The sequence below is a fragment of the Mesorhizobium sp. M4B.F.Ca.ET.058.02.1.1 genome (genome assembly GCF_003952505.1).
In the GTDB taxonomy this organism is placed as follows: domain Bacteria; phylum Pseudomonadota; class Alphaproteobacteria; order Rhizobiales; family Rhizobiaceae; genus Mesorhizobium.
On record NZ_CP034450.1, the window covers coordinates 3,484,508 to 3,502,084 of the forward strand.

Consider the following 17,577-nt stretch of genomic DNA (forward strand, 5'->3'; position numbering starts at 1 on the left):
GCGCGAGGCTCGCTCCAGCTCGAGAGTGGTTCACCGTTTCACGGAACGGAGAACCATGCTTTGTTGACGCAATTGCGGGCGGAAGGCTACGGCGAAGTCGGCGAGCCCAACCGTTTCACGATTTTTCTGGAATTGCCCCGGCCGCTACGAAGAACGGCCGGCCGGCACTGTTGTGTCGGGCCCGGTCGGTTGCTGGATCAGACCATGCTCCCAAAGGATTTGCGCAATACGCCGGCCCACCACGACGAGCGATTGCTGCTCCTTCAGGAACGCGAAGCCGCGCCGCGCACGCGCCTCGGCATCCCCGGGCGAAGCGTAGACCATGCGCAAGGCCTCGACTGCGGCGTCGGCGTTCGCCGTTGCCCAGACCTGACCTTTGGTCTGCACATATTCGCCGTGGCGAACCGGCTCCAAGGCATAGGCGACGGGATATCCGGTCAGTTCATTGATGAAGTCGGTCGTGCCGCCATAGTCGGTGGCCACCACAGCCTTTCCGGCCGCGATCGCCTCGGCGGCGCCAAAGCCGAAGCCTTCGGAGCGATGGAGCGAGATGAACGCATCGCACCCCCTCATCAGCGCATCCACGCCCATGCGATCAAGCGTGTGGTCCACAATCTGGATCCGGTCGTCTTGCGCGGCCATGTCGCCAAGCCACTGCCGCAGCCCTTCATCGCGCTCGCCGCGCGTTTTGACGATGAGCTCGACATCACGCTTCGCCGATGGGAAGGCGGCGCGGAAGGCGTTAACCGCGGCTTGAGGGTTCTTGCGCGCGACGTAGGAGTCAAAGTCCAGATAGGTGAAGAAGCGCAGCGTTGCGCGGTCGGAGCGGGGTGCCGGCACATGCAACGGGAGCCGCACGGGCTGCGGCACGTGCTTCAGGGTTATGCCTGAAAGTTCATCGAAGGCGGACGCCACGAAGCGCGAAGGCGCCCACACCTCGTCGAAATCACGGATCGCGGCATGCCACTCCCGCGGGATCCTTCCGAGCTCCCAAAACGGAAACAGGATGTTCAACCGGCCCGGCGCGATGTCCTGGCGATAATGCTCGGTGGCCGCCAGACCGGTAACGACGAGCTGAGCCTTGCGGTCGACCACGGGGTTGGACTTGGTTGCGAATTCGGCGTCGTTCTCGCGCCCTGGCAAAGCAAGGGCGCGAGACGAAACGGGTAGACGCGCCGCGTCGCAGGCATAGACAATATTACGTGCCGCCTGGCCCAGGCCAATCTCGGAGCACAGATATCCGCTGACGCACAGGCCATCCTCCAGATTTCGCGGGAAGGGGATGACCCTATGCTCGGTGAGCTTCGTCCGCACCGCCTTGAGATGGGGGTCCTCGAAGCCGTTGCGCAAAAGGTGCGCGATCGGATTGTCGTGGCCCGGCCGGAACCCAGGAGCCAGAGCGGCATAGGTTTCGATATCGATCCCGTTCGCCGGCTTCCGCCGTTCGCGCCAGCCATGGTTCATATAGTGCGCGAACGGATCGATGCCGCTCATGGCGACATCCTTGTGGGCAGTCAAATACCACTCCGGGTCGAAGACGCCGGCCAGCTCGGCCAATGCCTGAAGATGCCGATGCTCCCATTCGATGCCCAGCACCCCCTGCATCTGCTGCCGCCGCGACAGGACGGCACGCCGAACGTAGCGAACGACCCTTCGCGCAAAATCCTTGATCGTCACGGATTGCCCACCCTGTCAGTCCACGGAAATCCGGCTTGCGGCCGATCGCCCATATCTACATGCGGATTGCAAAAGGGATCCTGATCCACGGCCTCGCGCCAACGCTCCGCTATCAGGCGCATGCTCGCGATACGCATCCTCAGCACCTCAGGCGTGGCTTCGGAACCTCGCGTCGCGGATTCGCGGTGGATGATCCCATCTGTCGGTAGCGCAATGACCCTGAAGCCCTTCAGCCGCGCACGCAGACAATAGTCGACATCGTTGTATTCAACAGGCAGGCAGACCTCATCAAACCCGCCGATCTCATGGAAAACGGTTCGCCGCGAGGCGACGATGGCGCCCGTCACGGCCTGATAATTACGCACGGTGCGCATGGCATGCAGATAGCCGTCCGCATTTCCCGGCGCGCCCCGCAACACATGCTGCGCCAGCACGGGATGCTCGCTGTGCGAGCCGGGTTGCAGAACAATGCCCGCATGCTGCACCGAGCCATCCGGGTACAACAGGCGGGCTCCGACGACACCGACTTCGGGGCGCATGGCGTGCGCAACCATCAATTCCAACTGACGAGGGTGTGTGATCTCGACATCATTGTTCAACAGGACCACAACGTCCGCGGTCGCGGCCGCCACGCCCATATTGACCATGCGAGAGAAATTAAAGCGGCCATGGACCCTGACGATACGGGCGCCGTGCTTCTCCTGGAGTTCCGCGTAGAGTGCCAGCGTAGCCGGGTCGGTGCTTGCGTGATCCACAATGACGAGCTCGGGCGAAAGGTTCTCCAAGGCTTTCACAAACCCCACGCAACGCTTCAGCAGTTTGGGCTGGTCACGGTTGGGAATAACGATCGCCACGGACCGAGGCCGAGGGAGACGCATATCCGCTGGTTCCGCCGAAGGACGCGGCAAAGCAGTGGGAAGATGCATGACGGTCTCGGTGAGATGACCGACCGCGAGAGGCCCACTCGCCAGGGTGCGGAGCCAACCGTGCAGGGAATTCGGGCGCTCGGCCGAGCGCTGGGAGAAGATGAGTTTTCGCGAAGCCATGAAGGCCGTGCCGACATAATCCATTGAAACAATCAGATCAGGGTCCCAGCCTGGCAGAAAACAAGGCTGCGGGACCGCCCCGGCATCGCGGCGATCGTGATCGCAGACGATCAGGTCCGGCATCGGTGTCCCGCGCAACGGTGAAAGCATGCGATTCAGGAGAGCGAAGGCATCCGTATCGAACGTCGTGCCAGCGGCCGCGAAAACCAAATGACTGCCGCGCCACAGATGATCGTGCGCCGGATCCGACAACACGTTCAGCGCATCGAGCGTCGGCTCCGCGAACAGGCCACGCAGGCTTGTAAAGTCGTCCACATCCGGCAAGTCGATCTCGTGGACACCGGCAACCACGATCTCGATATTGCGATAGGTCTGACCAAGCAGCGAAGAGAGCGTATGCGACAGGGTCTCGCGGCTCGCCGAAGCCGCGTCATGGATCAACACGGTAATCAAGTGATTCCACATGCGCTGCTGGCCGGCCAACGCCATCCTTTCGGCCAGCCTGGATTGCCGCCAACTGTCGTAGCCCGCCGATAGGGTGGCGTCTTCCCGCCTGCTCATACTATCGGACTCTCCTGAGTTTGCCGTCGGCCTGCCTGCGCTTGCCGGTTGTTGCTGTTGCCGAAAGAGATCGATCACTACAGCTTTTGTAGAACCACCATGTCCTGATAATCGAGCGCACCACGCGGGATATACTGGCAGACACGCAGAAATTTCGACCAATGATCGAATACATACCGCACGCTGTGGAAGGCGGAGTGGTAGAAGTCGGGGAAGTCGGCGCCCCACTGGTCATCCTTGGTAAAGAAAAGCCCTCGTGTATAGAAGATGTCGGCAACCTGCTCGCGAAGCGGCGACTCCGGCGGAATCCCTCCGAAAAACTGATCGAATGCATGCTGTCCGTGAACCGTGAGCGTGACAACACCGCCCGGGCGAAGGACGCGCGCCAACTCCGCAAGCCAGGCATCCTGGTAGTCCGCATCAAGATGCGACATCACACTGTGGTTGAAGATCAGGTCGAATGAGCCATCGCCGTATGGAAGCGGAGGCAGGCCTTGCGTAAGGCTCGTCTCAATCCACGGCATATGCGCCGAAACCCATTCGATCGCTTCGGCGTCGATCTCGTTTCCGTACAGCTTGCGAGGCAAGGCGGGCACGGGCAGATGCCGCAAAATGCGGCCGCAGCCGCAACCCCACTCGAGGATATCGTTGAAATCCCCGTACGACTTTCGGATGGACGCCAAGGCCCGCTCCAGATCGCGCAAGGACTTTGCCCCCGACTCCATGAACCAGTCGCTGGCGTCGGTGCCCGTGACCTTGTAACGCAACCGCGGCGGAGGGAGCTGGATTTCCGGGGCTGCTGCTTCGGGCCCCTTGTTTGAACTCCCGGTTGTCGAAAACACGAAACCTCCCCTTCGCATCACAACAGCATCGCGCTTCGGCGATGCACCGCGGTTGTTATGGACCGATCAGATGACAATGGAAATCCCAGAACATCCGACAGAATCGTCGACCTGCTCCAAGTATTTGTTTTTGCGCATATGGGGACCGTGACCGGCCTGGCATCGTGTCGGCGCGCCAAGGGACCCGCCGTCACGCCGCCTTGTCGCGGACCTGATAGTCCTTCACCGCGGCGAAGCGGATCGCCTTCCAGCGCTCGGCCTCGTAGTTGAGCGAGAAGGTGTGCTGGGCGAGGAAGACCGGATCATTGTCGAGATCGCGGGCGATGTCGCCGCGATGCGCTTCGACGAAGCGCTGCACCTCGGCCCTGTCGTCGGCCGAGATCCAGCGGCAGACGGAAAAGCGCGACATCTCGAAATCGACCGGCAATGTGTACTCGATGTTCAGCCGCTCCTTCAGCACGTCGAGTTGCAGGGCGCCGACGACACCGACGATGGCCGGCGAGCCGTCCTCGGGCGAGAACAGCTGCACGACGCCCTCCTCGGCCATCTGGTGCAGCGCCTCCTTCAGCTTCTTGGCCTTCATGGCATCACCGAGGCGCACCCGGCGCAGGATTTCCGGCGCGAAATTGGGCACGCCGCGGAACAGGATTTCTTCGCCTTCGGTGAGTGTGTCGCCGATGCGCAGCGTGCCGTGGTTGGGGATGCCGACGACGTCGCCGGCGAAGGCCTCGTCGGCGGTAACGCGGGTGCGGGCGAAGAAGAACTGCGGCGCCGACAGGCTCATCGGCTTGCCGGTGCGCACCAGCTTGGCCTTCATGCCGCGCTCCAGCTTGCCGGAGCAGACGCGCACGAAGGCGATGCGGTCGCGGTGGTTGGGATCCATGTTGGCCTGGATCTTGAAGACGAAGGAGGTCATCTTCTCCTCGGTCGCTTCGACCTTGCGGCTGTCGGCCTCCTGCGCGCGCGGCGGCGGCCCGAAGGCGCCGAGCGCCTCGATCAGGTCGCGCACGCCGAAATTGCGCAGCGCCGAGCCGAAATAGACCGGGGTCAGATGGCCCTCGCGGAAGGCGTCGATATCGAGCGGGCGGCAGGCCTCGCGCGCCAGCTCCAATTCCTCGATGAAGTCGTTGCGCTCGTTCTCCGGCAGGAGACCGGCGACGCGGTTGGAATCGGGGCCGTTGACCGGCGTGCGCTCCTTCTCGTCGTCGCTCTTGCGTACGGCGTTCAGCGCCAGGTGATAGGTGCCCGAAAAAGTCTTGCCGCGGCCGATCGGCCAGGTGACCGGGGCGGTGTCCAGCGCCAGCTTCTGCTCGATCTCGTCGAGTATTTCGAACGGATCGCGGCTCTCGCGGTCCATCTTGTTGACGAAGGTGATGATCGGGATATCGCGCAGCCGGCAGACCTCGAACAGCTTCAGCGTACGCGGCTCGATGCCCTTGGCGGCGTCGATGACCATGACGGCGGAATCGACCGCCGAGAGCGTGCGATAGGTGTCGTCGGCGAAATCCTCGTGGCCGGGCGTGTCGAGCAGGTTGAAGACATTGTCGTCATACTCGAAGGTCATCACCGAGGTGACGACCGAAATGCCGCGCTCGCGCTCGATCTTCATCCAGTCGGACCGGGTCTGGATGCGGTCCTTCTTGGCCTTGACCTCACCGGCAAGCTGGATGGCGCCGCCGAACAAAAGCAGCTTTTCGGTGAGCGTGGTCTTGCCGGCGTCGGGGTGGGCGATAATCGCGAAGGTGCGACGGCGCGATACCGCGTTTTCGATGTCTTCTGCCAAGTCGTGGAATCCTGTCTGTGGCGCGGGCTTCTAGCAGCGCTTTTCCGGCCTGTCGACAGTTTCGGGCCGATCGGTCCGAGGCGACCGGAAATCGGCCGCGCAGATCAGTTCCACAGCCAGCCGCGACCATCCTTGCTGCCGTAGCGGGTGACCAACGCGATCTCGGAGCGATCAATGCCGATGTCGCGCAGCAGGTGGTCCGGAAATTCGTCAAGCCGCGCCCGGTCCCTGCGAATGCGGATGATGCGGGCGAAGGCGCCGACGCCGAAACGATCGATGGCCGTCACGAAGAAGCGCCAGCCGAAGGGCCGATCGACGGTGAATTCCAGTTCTTCAAGGGATGACATTGTCGTGTTTCCTTCTGTTTGAACGATGGCAGATCGGGAGGGCCATGCAATGACCCTCCCGATGCGGTGCCGGGTCTTGGCTGCGTCAGGACTGATCGTTGGCGCAGCTCACATAGGGGTTCCAGTCGGCGAACATGCCGGCCGGATTGTGCCGCCAGTGCCAGACATGCAGCTCGTAGTAGGGGTCCACCGGATGGACGCCCACGGTCGTCTTGCGCTGCAGGGTGCGGCCGAGGAACTCGGGAACGCCCTTGCCCTTCCAGTCCTTCTCGAAGGCGATGTACTCCATGCCGACGAGTTGCATGGAGCCGTCCGGCTCCGGCTCGTAGGTCAGCACGTCCGGCTCGCTGAGCACGAGCTTGCCATCGCCGGCACGGACCGGATGGATGAAGTGGACCCCCATCGTGCCGTGCTCGTCATGCGTCGTGCATTCGAAGAGCTGCTGGTAGCCTTCGGCCTTGGCGACCTCGATATTGACGTACCTGGCCGCCATTTCCCGAGACCGGTTCAGCACCGGATCCGGCGTATCATGCGCATCCGCGGTGCCGCAGGCGAGCGCGGATGCCCAGATGGCGCCGGACAACGCCGTGCCGAGGACGAGGTTTGCGAAGAGTTTCACCACCCGTTCCTCCCCGTCAGGCGCTGGCGTGCGCCGTCGTCGGATCGAACAGGCGCTTCACCTGCGTGATCTTCGTCGCCGGGAAGCCGCTCATCTTGGCGTGGCGCTGGATGATCGCCTCGTCCCTGGCGAGATAGACGCAGAAGGTCTTGTCGTCGGTGACGAATGACTCCACCCACTGGATCTCCGGGCCAAGTTCGGCGAGCACGGCGTTCGACGCCTTGGACGCGTCGCGAAGCTGCTCGCGCTCGAAGGTGCCGACCTTGGGAATGTCCCGTTCGATGATGTACTTCTGCATTTCCGTAATCTCCTCATCTTGGGTTCAAATGCCGGCGGGCGACCGACCAGGTCGCTGCCGGTGACATGCCCGGGCTTGCTGGGCTAAAGTGCCGCTTGGCTCGCCAGGCACGGGAAGAATGACAGGAGGGGCGGCCGACAGTCCTTACGCCGCGCTTATCTTCTCCTGATCCTTTGCCCATTGTCGTTGGAGGGAATGCTGCCGATGGGGGTCTATTGCTTCGGCGACTTCGAGCTGAACGAGGAATCCCGCGCCCTTCGCCTCGCCGGCAGGGAGGTCGAGGCGCAGCCGCTGGTCTTCGACTTCCTCGCCATGCTGCTGCGAAATCAGGAGCGGGCGCTGAGTAAGGACGAACTGCTCGAAACGCTGTGGCCGGGCGTCACGGTGACGGAGGCCTCGCTGCAGCGCGTGGCGAGTCTCGCTCGCAGTATCCTTCGCCAGGGCGGAATTGAAACGGCGCTGCGCAACCTGCCCCGGTTTGGCTACCGGATCTACCTGGATTCACCTGCCGCTCCGGAAAACAAGATCGTTCCGGCCGGCGAGGTGAGCAAGCCTTCGAGCCCCGGCTCGCCAATCCTTTTGGCACGCGCGGCCGTTGCGGCCAGAAAATGGCGTGAGGCCGCGGCCTCCTTCGCCGAAGCAGACGCCACCGACGAGTTGTTGACGGCCGATCTCGAAGAATGGGCCTTGGCACTGGAGTGCATGGGACGGCCGGCGGAAGCCATTCCGCTCCTGGCGCGCGCGGTGACGGAGTACGGCGTCGCCGGCGAACGCCTGCGCGCGTCTTCACCGGCAATCACCCTTGCCATGATCCATCTGGAAAGAGGAGAGCTTGCCGCCGCCAACGGCTGGCATAAGCGAGCCGCGCAGTTGATCGATGGCGCCACCGAGAGCAGGGAGCATGGCCTCTGGTGCTGGATGGGCGCGCGCATCAAGGGCGCGGAAGCCGAGCCGGAGCACGCGCTTGCGCTCGCCGAGCAGGCTTTCGAGGTCGGCAAGCAACTCGAGGACCCGGTCGTCGAGTCGCTCGGTCTCATCTATCGCGGCTTCTTCAAGCTTTGCCTTGGGGAAACAAGGTCCGGGCAGGAAGACCAGGATTTTGCCGCAGCGCTTGGTCTCTCCAGCGATGTCGACCCGATCGTCGGCGGTATCCTCTACTGCAACATTCTCTGGGCCTGCCGAAATTTCGGCGACTGGGCGAGAGCCAACCAATGGACCCTCAGCTACGAGGGTTGGTGCAGAGGACACGGGCTGGAAGAACTCACAGGCTCGTGCCGGCTGCATCGGGCCGAGGTGCTCGGCGTCCATGGCACGCTGAAAGAGGCGGAGACGCTGGTGCGTGCCGCGCTCGACCAGCTTGCGCTCGACGCGCCTTGGGCCACTGGCGATGCGCTGCGCGTCCTGGGTGACATTCATCTTGCCGCCGGCGATTTCGCCGAGGCAGAAACAGCCTATCGCGCGTCCCACGCCGCGGGCTGGGACCCGCAGCCCGGCCTTGCGCTGCTGCAGCTCGAGCAGGGACAGGCGGAGGCCGCTTTCAGCGCGCTCGAGCGGTCCCTGGTTGGGAACCGCTGGCCAACCCTGCAGCGGCGCGGCATGGTCCTTGCCACGCTCGCCAAGGTGGCGGCGCGGACCGATCGGCTGGAGCGCGCGAAGCAGGTGATCGCCGAACTGGAAAGCGAGCCGCAACGTTGGCCGATGGCCTCGATCCGGGCGCTGACTGCCGAGGCCAAGGCGGAACTGTTCATGCGGGAAGATCGCCTTGTGGAAGCGGCGTGGGAGCTGCAGACCGCATGCTCGCGCTGGGCCGAGATCGGCTCGCCGACCAACTGCGCGGACGCCAGGCTTTCGCTCGCGGCGCTGCTTATCCAGCTGGGTGACCGCACCGGCGCGGAGCTGGAGCTCGGCACGGTGCTCGCGGTCGCGAAGAAAGTCGACTCGCCGCGCCTCATGCGGCGGTACGACGAGTTGAAAGGGCTGCTCGCCGGCGCCAAGAGAGAGGCGCTTGGGTAGCGCATAGACTCTCGCTTGAGGTTGGCTCGGTGCGATGGCATGACGGGAAACCCCAATGGAGCCCGGCATGAGCAGCGCGAAAGAAGTCATCGTCATCGGCGCCGGCATCATCGGTGCCTCGATCGCCTGGCATCTGACGGGAGCCGGGGCGCGGGTGACGGTGATTTCGGGTAGCGGCGCGGATGGCGTCGCGACACCCAATTCGTTTGCCTGGATCAATGCCAGCTGGGGCAACCCCGAGACCTATTTCCGGCTGCGCCGGCGCGCCATGGCCGAATGGACAAGGCTGGCGAAGGATCTGCCCGGCCTGCCGCTCGCCTGGTGCGGCGGCCTGTGCTGGGACATGCCGGCGGACGAGCTGGAGGCCTATGCGGCCGAGCATTCCTCCTGGGGCTACGGCATCGAGCGCGTCGGCCGTGATCGGGTGGCCCGCATCGAGCCCAATCTTACCGAGCTTCCGGAGCTTGCGCTCTATGTGGCGGAGGAAGGCGTCGCCGAGCCGGTTGCCGCCACCAGGGCGCTGCTGGCCGATGCCGAGCGGCGCGGCGCGAAGTTGGCAACCGGAACCGTCACCGCCCTGGCGCGATCCAATGGCAAGGTCACGGGCGTGGAGATGTCCGGCGAGCAGCTTACCGCCGACGAGGTGGTGATCGCGGCCGGCGCTGGAGCTCCGGGGATCGCCGAAACAGTCGGGGTCAAGCTGCCGATCGAAACACCGCCCGGCCTGATCGTCCATTCGCGCCCTTACAAAACGCTGCTCAACGGGCTGGTGCTGGCCGAGCGGCTGCACATGCGCCAGACGGCCGAGGGCCGGATCATCGCCGGCTCGGATTTCGGCGGCGCCGATCCGGGCGAGAATGCGGAGGACACGGCGCGCGAGCTGTTCAAGGCGACGAAGGCGATGCTGCGCGGCGCCGAGGGGCTGGAACTCGATTTCCACACGGTCGGCTACCGGCCGACCCCGGTCGACGGCTTCCCGATCATCGGCCGCGCCGAGGGGGTGGACGGGCTCTATGTCGCCGTCATGCATTCCGGCATCACGCTGGCGCCGGCCGTCGGTCTCTTTGCCGCGCGCGAAATCCTGGACGGCGAGCGCGATCCATTGCTTCAGTCTTACAGGCTTGGCCGCTTCTCTTAATAGCCGGTCGGCCTGCGAAAGCCCCCAGCGAGTGGCGCCATCGCCGCGGCAATGCCGAGCAGCCGCGATTCCGACCAGCGACTGCCGACCAACTGCAGGCCGATGGGCAGGCCCTCGCTGCCGTACCCGCCGGGTATCGTCAGCGCCGGATGGCCGGAATAATTGAACACCGCGCCATAGGCCGGCAGCATCCAATAGCTTTCCTCTCTGCCGTTGACCTCGATCGCCGTTCCCGGCGCGCAATGCGGGAAGGCAGTGGTCATGGCGACCGGGCAGAGCAGCGCATCGCAGCTTTCGAAGAACCTGTCCCAGGCGAGAATCGAGCGGTCGCGCCGGGCGAGCGCCGCGAACCAGCGCGAGACAGGCGTCGGTTGGTCCGGCGGGTCCGGCTGCGCGGCCTCCAGCATCATGCCGATCAGCGCGCCGCCCTCGGCCAGATCGTCGTGCAGATCGAGCCTGGGCAACTTTGCCTCCTCGACCATGGCGCCTGCCGATCCGAGCTTCTCGCCAAGCTTTTCGACGGCGGCGCTGATCTCGCCAGCCACCGGGAAGCCAGGGAAGGACGTGGCGACGGTGATGCGCAGCGAACTGACGTCCGGCGTCTCCGTAGCCTCGACCGGCACCGGCGCAAGGTCGGTGTCGCCTTCGTCCGGTCCGGCGATGATCCGGTAGATCAGTGCCAGGTCCTCGGCGCTGCGCGCCAGCGGGCCGAGGCACGACATCAGCCGGACGCTGCGCACCGTCCCGCCCGGATCGGGAAAAGCGCCGGCCAGCGAAACACGGTGCTCGGTCGGCTTCAGGCCGTAGACACCGCAGAAGCCGGAAGGCAAGCGGATGGAATCCTGCATGTCGGTGCCGACCTCGAACGGCGTCATGCCCGTGGCAACAGCCGCCGCTGCGCCACCGCTGGAGCCGCCGGCGGTGCGCGACAGATTCCAGGGGTTGCCTGTGCGGCCGAACAGTGGATTGTCCGATTGCCAGTCGCTGAGCATGGTCGCGACATTGGTCTTGCCGATCAGTATTGCGCCAGCCGCCTTCAGCCGCGCCACGACCGGGCTGTCCTTTTTCGCCACATAGTCGGCAAACGGCGGGAAGCCGACCGTGGTCTTCATGCCGGCCGTGTCGTGCGTGTCCTTCAGGGTGAAGGGCACGCCGTGCAGCGGACCCAGCGCGTCGCCGCGCGCCAGCGCAACGTCCGCCTGCCTGGCGCGCTCGCGAGCCCCTTCCCTGTCGAGGGTGACGATGGCGTTGACCGCCCCGTTGCCCCTGTCGATCTGCGCAAGATGCGCATCCAACGCCTCGGCGGCCGAGATTCTACGCGCGGAGATCGCGGTGGCGAGCTCGATGGTCGAGGCGAAGGCGATGTCCATGACGAATGCTCCGACTTGCTGGCCGCGCCTGCTGATCAAGATGGCGGACTGTGGCGCGGCTTCAAGCCGAGTTCAGCATCCGAGGATCGGCCTCGCTTGATCGGGATTGCGCTGGCATTCGCGGCGGGATGGTTCAGCCGGCCAGCGCCAGCTCCGCCAGAGCCGGAGTAAAGGGCCGAACGACCATGCCATCGCGTGCAATGGTGACGAAGCTCGATGGCGGGATCGTCTGCCACTCGCCGCCTTCGCGGTCGAAGGGCTCCGAGACGATGCAGCGGCCCCTGCCAAAGGCCGAGGTGTAAAGCGTCGGCGCATGATCGTCGGTGGCGTAGCGCACGGCGTAGAGCGCCTTGCCGTCCGAGAAGGCGGCGGTGAGCTTCAGCGCCGGGTCCAGACCGGCGCGGCGCGAGGCGTCGAGCACGCGATTGGCGGCGCGCGTTGCCGCGCCATGCGGGTCGCGCGACAGGCCCTCGTCGATCATCAGCAGGAAGAACAGCTCGGAATCGGTGCTGCCCGAGCGCCGGTCGTAGACGGCGTCCGAAAGCGAGTTCTCCAGTCCGCGGCGTATCCTTTCGAAGCCGTGGATCTGGCCGTTATGCATGAACGACCAGCGGCCGGAAATGAACGGGTGGCAGTTCACGCGGCTGGTGCCGCCACCGGTCGAGGCGCGGACATGGGCCAGGAAAAGGCCGGATCTGATCTGCTGGCACAGGCTCTTCAGGTTAGGGTCTGACCAGGCCGGCAGAATATCGCGATAGAGCCCAGGCTCGGGCCGGCCGCCATATCAGGCCAGACCGAAGCCGTCGGCATTGGTCGGCGATTTCGCCTCCCGCGCGTCGCGGCTCTGAACGATCAGCGAGTGTGAAGGTGCGGTGACGATCTCTTCAAGGAATATCGCTTCGCCGAGATAGGCGGCCCATCTGCACATTGTTGCGTCATCCTCTCTTGCGCATCCAACCGGGGCCGCGAATGAAAACCATTCGCCGCCGGTGAGGCGCCAGAGATGACAGGAGGCCGGATTGGCGTCCTTACGTCGCGCTGATGTTTTGCTGATCCTTTGCCCGAGGCAGGCTGGAAAGATGCCGGCGATCGCCGGGCGATCGAGATCGTGCCTAGCCGACCAGCGCCAGCTTGTTCGCTGCAGGTGCAAAAGGCCGAATGCCCATGCCGTCCGCCGTCATGGTGACGAAGCTCGACGGCGGGATCGCCTGCCACTCGCCGCCGTCGCGGTCGAAGGGTTCGGAAACGATGCAGCGGCCCGCGCCGTTGCGGAAGACGGAGGTGTAGAGCGTCGGCGCATGATCGTCGGTGGCGTAGCGCACGGCATAGAGCGCCTGGCCGTTGGAGAAAGCAGCCGTCAGCTTCAGCGCCGGCTCGAGGCCAGCGCGGCGCGAGGCGTCCAGCACGCGACTGGTGGCGCGCGACACCGCGCCTTGCGGGTCTTCGGACAGACCCTCGTCGATCATCAGGAGAAAAAAGAGCTCGGAATCGGTGGTGCCCTCGCGCTGGTCGAAGACGGCGTCGCAGAGCGAATTCTCCAGCGCGCGGCGGATCTTCTCGAAACCACCGATCTGGCCGTTGTGCATGAACGACCAGCGGCCGGAGATGAAAGGATGGCAGTTCATGCGGCTGGTGGCGCCGCCGGTCGAGGCGCGCACATGGGCGAGGAACAGGCCGGACTTGATCTGCCGGCACAGGCTCTTCAGATTGGGGTCCGACCAAGCCGGCAGGATGTCGCGATAGAGGCCGGGCTCGGGCCGGTCGCCATACCAGGCAAGCCCGAAACCGTCGCCATTGGTCGGCGACTTGGCTTCCTGGGCGCAGTGGCTCTGGGCGATCAGCGAATGGCAGGGCGCGGTGATGATGTCTTCGAGGAAGACCGCTTCACCAAAATAGGCCGCCCACCGGCACATCGCATTCCACCGTTGCTAGGCGCGGTCCATCAGAGCCTTGGGCTCCTTGACCGCGTGTGAGCCTCTGTTGTGCGTCCGCTCATAGAGCTCGCGGACGATTCGGCTGGCGGTAGTCTCGAACAGAAATGGCAAGAAAGCGTGAACGAGCGCCGCGCCCGCGGCCAGCGACAGGCGCGAGCAGAACCAGGCGGCGAAGGCCATGTGGCTGAAATAGGTCTCGCCCACCTTGGCCGGGTGAGAGGTGAACAGCTTCGAAAACGTCGTCATGGTGATCCCTCCTGCCGGGATGAGCCCCGATGCTGAGTATCGTGCCACGGGTCAAAGGTTCATCGATCCCAAATTGTCCTTGCGATGAGCAACAATTTGGGACATTCATCCCAGGATGAGCATAGAAATCGATGAAATCGATCGAAGATTGCTGGCGGAGCTGCAACGCGACGGTACGTTGTCGGTCGATCAGCTGTCGGAGCGGGTGGCGCTGTCGCGCAATGCCTGCTGGCGGCGGGTCAAGCGGCTGGAGGAGGACGGCGTCATCATCGGGCGCGTGGCGCTGGTCGATGCCGACAAGCTCGGGCTCGGCCTCTCCGTGTTCATCCTGGTCCGCACCTCCAACCACGATCCGGACTGGCTGCAGAAGTTCCGCGCGGCGGTGACCGGCTTTGCCGAGATCACCGGCGTCTACCGCATGTCGGGCGATCTCGACTATGTACTGAGAGCCCGCGTCGCCGACGTGAAGGCCTATGACCGGCTCTACCAGCGGCTGATCGCCAAGGTGGCGCTGTCGGATGTCTCGGCCTCCTTCGTCATGGAGGAGATCAAGGAAACGACGGTCGTGCCGGTGGAACTGCGCTGAGGAGGAACCGCCTCGAAAGAAAGGCGTTGATAGCGTTGCGGCCGGGGTTGACCTTTCCGGCACTCGCGCCGATAGCAATGGGCTCATGCGCACAGCTGTCTATCCCTCCCCCGTCATCGGCCCCTCCGTCGGTTTCGTCAGGCTTCCGCATGGCGAAGGCCTGCCGCTGCCGGCCTATGAAAGCTCAGGCGCCGCCGGCATGGATTTGCGCGCCGCGGTACCGGATGACCGGCCGCTGCTCATCCTGCCCGGGAAACGCGCGCTGGTGCCGACCGGGCTGATCGTGGAAATCCCGGAAGGCATGGAAGGCCAGGTCCGGCCGCGCTCCGGTCTTGCCTTCAAGCACGGCCTTACCGTTCTCAATTCACCCGGCACCATCGACAGCGATTATCGCGGCGAGGTCAAGGTGCTGCTGGTCAATCTCGGCGACGAGGACTTCGCGGTGACGCGCGGCATGCGCATCGCCCAGATCGTCTTTGCGGCGGTGGCGCAAGTAGCGATCGAGGAGCGCTCGCTCGCTGGCGGCACGGCGCGCGGGGCGGGCGGCTTCGGGTCGACCGGCACGGCCTGATGTCTGTACCAAAGCTGGTCATCTTCGACTGCGACGGGGTCCTGGTCGACACCGAGAACCTTGCCAACCGGCGCCTCGCCGAGTGGCTGAGCGGCGCCGGCTTCGCCACCACCTTCGAATATTGCCGCAAGCACTTCTCCGGCCGCAGCATGGCCTCGGTGCAGAAAGAGATCGAAGCGGCGACCGAGGTCAGGCTCGGCGTCGATTTCGTCGACCGCTGGAACGCCGGCCTGCCGGACCTGTTCGCGCATGGCGTCGAGGCGATCCCTTATGTGCGCGACTTCATCGAGAAGGTCCGCGCCGCCGGCATCGCCTACTGCGTCGCCTCATCGGCGCGGGTGTCGAAGATGCATATCACGCTCGGCCAGACCGGGCTGCTGCCGTTGTTCGAGCACGCCATGTTTTCGTCGACCATGGTCGGGCGCGGCAAGCCGTTTCCGGACCTGTTTCTCTACGCGGCAAAGACGATGGGCTTCGCGCCGGCCGACTGCATCGTCATCGAGGACAGCGTCGCCGGCACTGAGGCCGGCATCGCCGCCGGAATGCGCGTCTTCTCCTATCACGCCGATCCCTATTCCGACCCGCATGGTCTGGAAGAGGCCGGCGGCATTCTGTTCGACGACATGCGCGCGCTGGCCGGGCTGGTGCCGATCGGCTGAGCCGGTTTTCAGCCTTGGGGCCTGGCTTTGCGTTTCAAGACTCCGCGCTGGAGTGGTTGATCGGTGATGGAAACGCAGAACCACCTCTTTTGTTTCGACGCAATCCGGACGGAAAACCGCTTCACACTTTTCCTCGAATTGCTCTAGCGTAGGCTCTCTCGGGGGCGCCCGCACATATGATCTCCATTTTGTTTCGCTTCATTCTCGCTTGCCTGCTCTTGCCCTGGATTTGGGCGACGGCAGACGCGCAGACCGCCAGCTTCCCGGAACTGAGCAGCGCCGTCCCTAGCCATCCGGACGTCACCTATCTCGACCTTGCCAACTTGGTCGTCCCCGTTCTCGCCGGCACTTCGCCGATCAAGATCCGCCCCATCAGCGGTGACGCTGATGACGAGGCGCCGCCTTCGACCGGCAACCTGTCGAGCGCCGCCGTCCTCGATATCAAAGCCGGCGGCAAGGAACGGCTGACGATGCTGTTCGACCTCGGGCAAGCCTCCGACAGCGCCGAGGGTTTCGCTGTGCTGGCGCTCTACGACCTCGGCGGCAAGCCGGAATTGCTCGACGCGGTCAATGTCGCCACCGATCGAAGCACATTTTTTCGCGAACCGGCCAGGCTTTCGATCAGCGCCGGCGATGACGCCGTCGTCATCACCAGCACGCATTTCAATTCGAACCAGGGCTATGTCAGCACGTTGCTGCTCATGGTCCGCAGCGACCGCTTCGAGCTGGTCGACACCATCAACACGTTCGATGAAAACTACTGCTACAAGCGGACGCAGGATCTTGCCTTCAAGACGCTCGCGGACGGCCGGCGCTATGCGGCGATCAAGGCGACGGTGACCGACGCCACGGTGCCGGGCGAAGACTGCGAAGACGAGCAGCCCAAGGCTTCGTCGCACAAGATCTCTGTGACCTATCGCTGGAGCAAGAAGGCGTCGCGCTACGTGCCTAGTTCCAAGGCGTTCGAGCGTCTGTCAGCAGAGAACCAGAAACGCTTCTGAGCCAGACGCATTCGTTTGCCCGGTTGAAATCGTCGCGTTAGACTCCGCTTCACAAGTCCACATATGAGGGAAGCATCCATGGACAAGGGCAAGATCTTTCGCGACCTGCACGCCTCGACCTTCGTCATGCCCAATCCCTGGGATATCGGCACGACAAAGCTTCTCGCCTCCTTCGGATTCAAGGCGCTGGCGACGACCAGCGCCGGCTTTGCCTTTTCGCGCGGCCTGCCCGACGGCGCGGTGACGTTCGACGCGATGATCCATCACTGCCGCGAGGTGACGGCGGCGACCGCTCTTCCAGTTTCGGCCGATCTCGAACGTGGCAAGGGCGACAGCCCCGAACAGGCGGCAGAGACCGTTTTCGCGGCCGAGGCGGCCGGCCTTGCCGGCTGCTCGATTGAGGACCACACTGGCGATCGGGAGAAGCCGATCTATGATTTTTCCCACGCCGTAGAACGCGTCGCCGCCGCTGTCGAGGCGGCGCGGGCGCTGAAGCACGATTTCGTCTTCACCGCGCGGGCCGAGAATTTCCTGTGGGGCCGGTCCGATATCGATGACACGATCAAGCGGCTGCAGGCCTTCGAGCAGGCCGGAGCCGACGTGCTCTACGCGCCGGGCTTGAGCGACGTCGAGACGGTGCGGATCGTCTGCTCGTCGGTGACCAAGCCGGTCAACGTCATGGCGCGGCCGGGCTTCGCCGTCGCCGACCTCGCCCAGGCGGGTGTCAAGCGCATCTCGCTCGGGCCCTGGCTGACCAATTTCGCCTTCGGCATGCTGGAGACCGCGGCGCGCGAGATCCAGCAGGACGGCACCTTCGGCTTCACCCGCGCCGCCATGCCGTTCGGCAAGCTGCAAGCGCTGTTCGGCAAGAACGGCGACTGACCGA

At 64.5% G+C, this 17,577-nt stretch carries 17 protein-coding genes and 1 pseudogene; 7 read left to right on the top strand and 11 right to left on the bottom strand.

Annotation, left to right across the window (positions count from 1 at the left end):
• Positions 1–144: 144 nt before the first annotated feature.
• The 7 genes from EJ073_RS17065 to EJ073_RS17095 form a co-directional block, all read right to left on the bottom strand.
• Positions 145–1,677 carry a glycosyltransferase gene (locus EJ073_RS17065; protein WP_126056782.1) on the bottom strand — a complete coding sequence of 511 codons (1,533 nt, stop codon included), beginning with the start codon at positions 1,675–1,677 and terminating at the stop codon, positions 145–147.
• Positions 1,674–3,284, bottom strand: coding sequence for a glycosyltransferase (locus EJ073_RS17070; RefSeq protein WP_126056783.1), 1,611 nt, complete (start codon positions 3,282–3,284; stop codon positions 1,674–1,676). The genes EJ073_RS17065 and EJ073_RS17070 overlap by 4 nt, the downstream gene beginning before the upstream one ends.
• A 77-nt stretch (positions 3,285–3,361) precedes the next feature.
• On the bottom strand, positions 3,362–4,126 hold the full coding sequence (locus EJ073_RS17075) for a class I SAM-dependent methyltransferase (protein WP_189347852.1): 765 nt from the start codon (positions 4,124–4,126) through the stop codon (positions 3,362–3,364).
• Positions 4,127–4,316: 190 nt separating this feature from the next.
• Entirely contained in the window at positions 4,317–5,909 is a 1,593-nt protein-coding gene (locus EJ073_RS17080; RefSeq protein WP_126056785.1) for a peptide chain release factor 3, read from the bottom strand.
• Positions 5,910–6,013: 104 nt separating this feature from the next.
• A complete protein-coding gene (locus tag EJ073_RS17085; protein WP_126056786.1) occupies positions 6,014–6,256 on the bottom strand; it encodes a DUF1127 domain-containing protein in 243 nt (80 codons plus the stop codon).
• An 85-nt stretch (positions 6,257–6,341) separates the two neighbouring features.
• Positions 6,342–6,875, bottom strand: a complete 534-nt coding sequence (locus tag EJ073_RS17090) for a hypothetical protein (protein WP_126056787.1) — start codon at positions 6,873–6,875, stop codon at positions 6,342–6,344.
• A 16-nt stretch (positions 6,876–6,891) separates the two neighbouring features.
• The gene (locus EJ073_RS17095) at positions 6,892–7,173 is read right to left on the bottom strand and encodes a DUF4242 domain-containing protein (protein ID WP_126056788.1); all 282 of its coding nucleotides are present in this window, start codon (positions 7,171–7,173) and stop codon (positions 6,892–6,894) included.
• 195 nt (positions 7,174–7,368) lie between these two features.
• On the opposite strand from EJ073_RS17095, the gene EJ073_RS17100 reads away from it, so the two are divergent.
• Together EJ073_RS17100 and EJ073_RS17105 are read left to right on the top strand one after the other, a co-directional pair.
• Positions 7,369–9,186, top strand: coding sequence for a winged helix-turn-helix domain-containing protein (locus tag EJ073_RS17100; protein ID WP_126056789.1), 1,818 nt, complete (start codon positions 7,369–7,371; stop codon positions 9,184–9,186).
• Between the two features lie 67 nt (positions 9,187–9,253).
• Positions 9,254–10,324 carry an FAD-binding oxidoreductase gene (locus EJ073_RS17105; protein ID WP_126056790.1) on the top strand — a complete coding sequence of 357 codons (1,071 nt, stop codon included), beginning with the start codon at positions 9,254–9,256 and terminating at the stop codon, positions 10,322–10,324.
• Here EJ073_RS17105 and EJ073_RS17110 read toward each other — a convergent pair.
• The 4 genes and pseudogenes from EJ073_RS17110 to EJ073_RS17125 all read right to left on the bottom strand — a co-directional run bounded on the left by EJ073_RS17110 (position 10,321) and on the right by EJ073_RS17125 (position 13,874).
• Positions 10,321–11,694 (bottom strand): amidase, encoded by a 1,374-nt coding sequence (locus EJ073_RS17110; RefSeq protein ID WP_126056791.1) that lies wholly within the window; start codon positions 11,692–11,694, stop codon positions 10,321–10,323. The two genes, EJ073_RS17105 and EJ073_RS17110, sit on opposite strands and share 4 nt — an antisense overlap.
• A 133-nt stretch (positions 11,695–11,827) precedes the next feature.
• Positions 11,828–12,622: pseudogene (locus EJ073_RS17115) on the bottom strand (class II glutamine amidotransferase).
• Between the two features lie 184 nt (positions 12,623–12,806).
• Complete coding sequence (locus EJ073_RS17120; protein ID WP_126056792.1) at positions 12,807–13,607, bottom strand: class II glutamine amidotransferase; 801 nt, start codon at positions 13,605–13,607, stop codon at positions 12,807–12,809.
• Between the two features lie 15 nt (positions 13,608–13,622).
• Positions 13,623–13,874 (bottom strand): DUF6356 family protein, encoded by a 252-nt coding sequence (locus EJ073_RS17125; protein ID WP_126056793.1) that lies wholly within the window; start codon positions 13,872–13,874, stop codon positions 13,623–13,625.
• 115 nt (positions 13,875–13,989) lie between these two features.
• On the opposite strand from EJ073_RS17125, the gene EJ073_RS17130 reads away from it, so the two are divergent.
• The 5 genes from EJ073_RS17130 (at position 13,990) to EJ073_RS17150 (ending at position 17,573) form a co-directional block, all read left to right on the top strand.
• The gene (locus EJ073_RS17130; protein ID WP_126056794.1) at positions 13,990–14,460 is read left to right on the top strand and encodes an Lrp/AsnC family transcriptional regulator; all 471 of its coding nucleotides are present in this window, start codon (positions 13,990–13,992) and stop codon (positions 14,458–14,460) included.
• A gap of 85 nt (positions 14,461–14,545) precedes the next feature.
• Positions 14,546–15,031: a dUTP diphosphatase gene (gene dut, locus EJ073_RS17135; protein ID WP_126056795.1), complete on the top strand. Its 486-nt coding sequence runs from the start codon at positions 14,546–14,548 to the stop codon at positions 15,029–15,031.
• The gene (locus EJ073_RS17140) at positions 15,031–15,690 is read left to right on the top strand and encodes an HAD family phosphatase (RefSeq protein ID WP_189347613.1); all 660 of its coding nucleotides are present in this window, start codon (positions 15,031–15,033) and stop codon (positions 15,688–15,690) included. The genes dut and EJ073_RS17140 overlap by 1 nt, the downstream gene beginning before the upstream one ends.
• 176 nt (positions 15,691–15,866) lie before the next feature.
• The gene (locus EJ073_RS17145; protein ID WP_126056797.1) at positions 15,867–16,691 is read left to right on the top strand and encodes a hypothetical protein; all 825 of its coding nucleotides are present in this window, start codon (positions 15,867–15,869) and stop codon (positions 16,689–16,691) included.
• A 78-nt stretch (positions 16,692–16,769) separates the two neighbouring features.
• Positions 16,770–17,573: an oxaloacetate decarboxylase gene (locus EJ073_RS17150; protein ID WP_126056798.1), complete on the top strand. Its 804-nt coding sequence runs from the start codon at positions 16,770–16,772 to the stop codon at positions 17,571–17,573.
• Positions 17,574–17,577 lie beyond the last annotated feature (4 nt).

Coding starts and splice junctions, on each gene's coding strand:
- EJ073_RS17130 (WP_126056794.1), top strand. CDS start 13,990: ATGAGCATAGAAATCGATGAAATCGATCGAAGATTGCTGGCGGAGCTG.
- EJ073_RS17120 (WP_126056792.1), bottom strand. CDS start 13,607: ATGTGCCGGTGGGCGGCCTATTTTGGTGAAGCGGTCTTCCTCGAAGAC.
- EJ073_RS17095 (WP_126056788.1), bottom strand. CDS start 7,173: ATGCAGAAGTACATCATCGAACGGGACATTCCCAAGGTCGGCACCTTC.
- EJ073_RS17085 (WP_126056786.1), bottom strand. CDS start 6,256: ATGTCATCCCTTGAAGAACTGGAATTCACCGTCGATCGGCCCTTCGGC.
- EJ073_RS17105 (WP_126056790.1), top strand. CDS start 9,254: ATGAGCAGCGCGAAAGAAGTCATCGTCATCGGCGCCGGCATCATCGGT.
- EJ073_RS17110 (WP_126056791.1), bottom strand. CDS start 11,694: ATGGACATCGCCTTCGCCTCGACCATCGAGCTCGCCACCGCGATCTCC.
- EJ073_RS17100 (WP_126056789.1), top strand. CDS start 7,369: ATGCTGCCGATGGGGGTCTATTGCTTCGGCGACTTCGAGCTGAACGAG.
- EJ073_RS17150 (WP_126056798.1), top strand. CDS start 16,770: ATGGACAAGGGCAAGATCTTTCGCGACCTGCACGCCTCGACCTTCGTC.
- EJ073_RS17070 (WP_126056783.1), bottom strand. CDS start 3,284: ATGAGCAGGCGGGAAGACGCCACCCTATCGGCGGGCTACGACAGTTGG.
- EJ073_RS17140 (WP_189347613.1), top strand. CDS start 15,031: ATGTCTGTACCAAAGCTGGTCATCTTCGACTGCGACGGGGTCCTGGTC.
- EJ073_RS17125 (WP_126056793.1), bottom strand. CDS start 13,874: ATGACGACGTTTTCGAAGCTGTTCACCTCTCACCCGGCCAAGGTGGGC.
- dut (WP_126056795.1), top strand. CDS start 14,546: ATGCGCACAGCTGTCTATCCCTCCCCCGTCATCGGCCCCTCCGTCGGT.
- EJ073_RS17145 (WP_126056797.1), top strand. CDS start 15,867: ATGATCTCCATTTTGTTTCGCTTCATTCTCGCTTGCCTGCTCTTGCCC.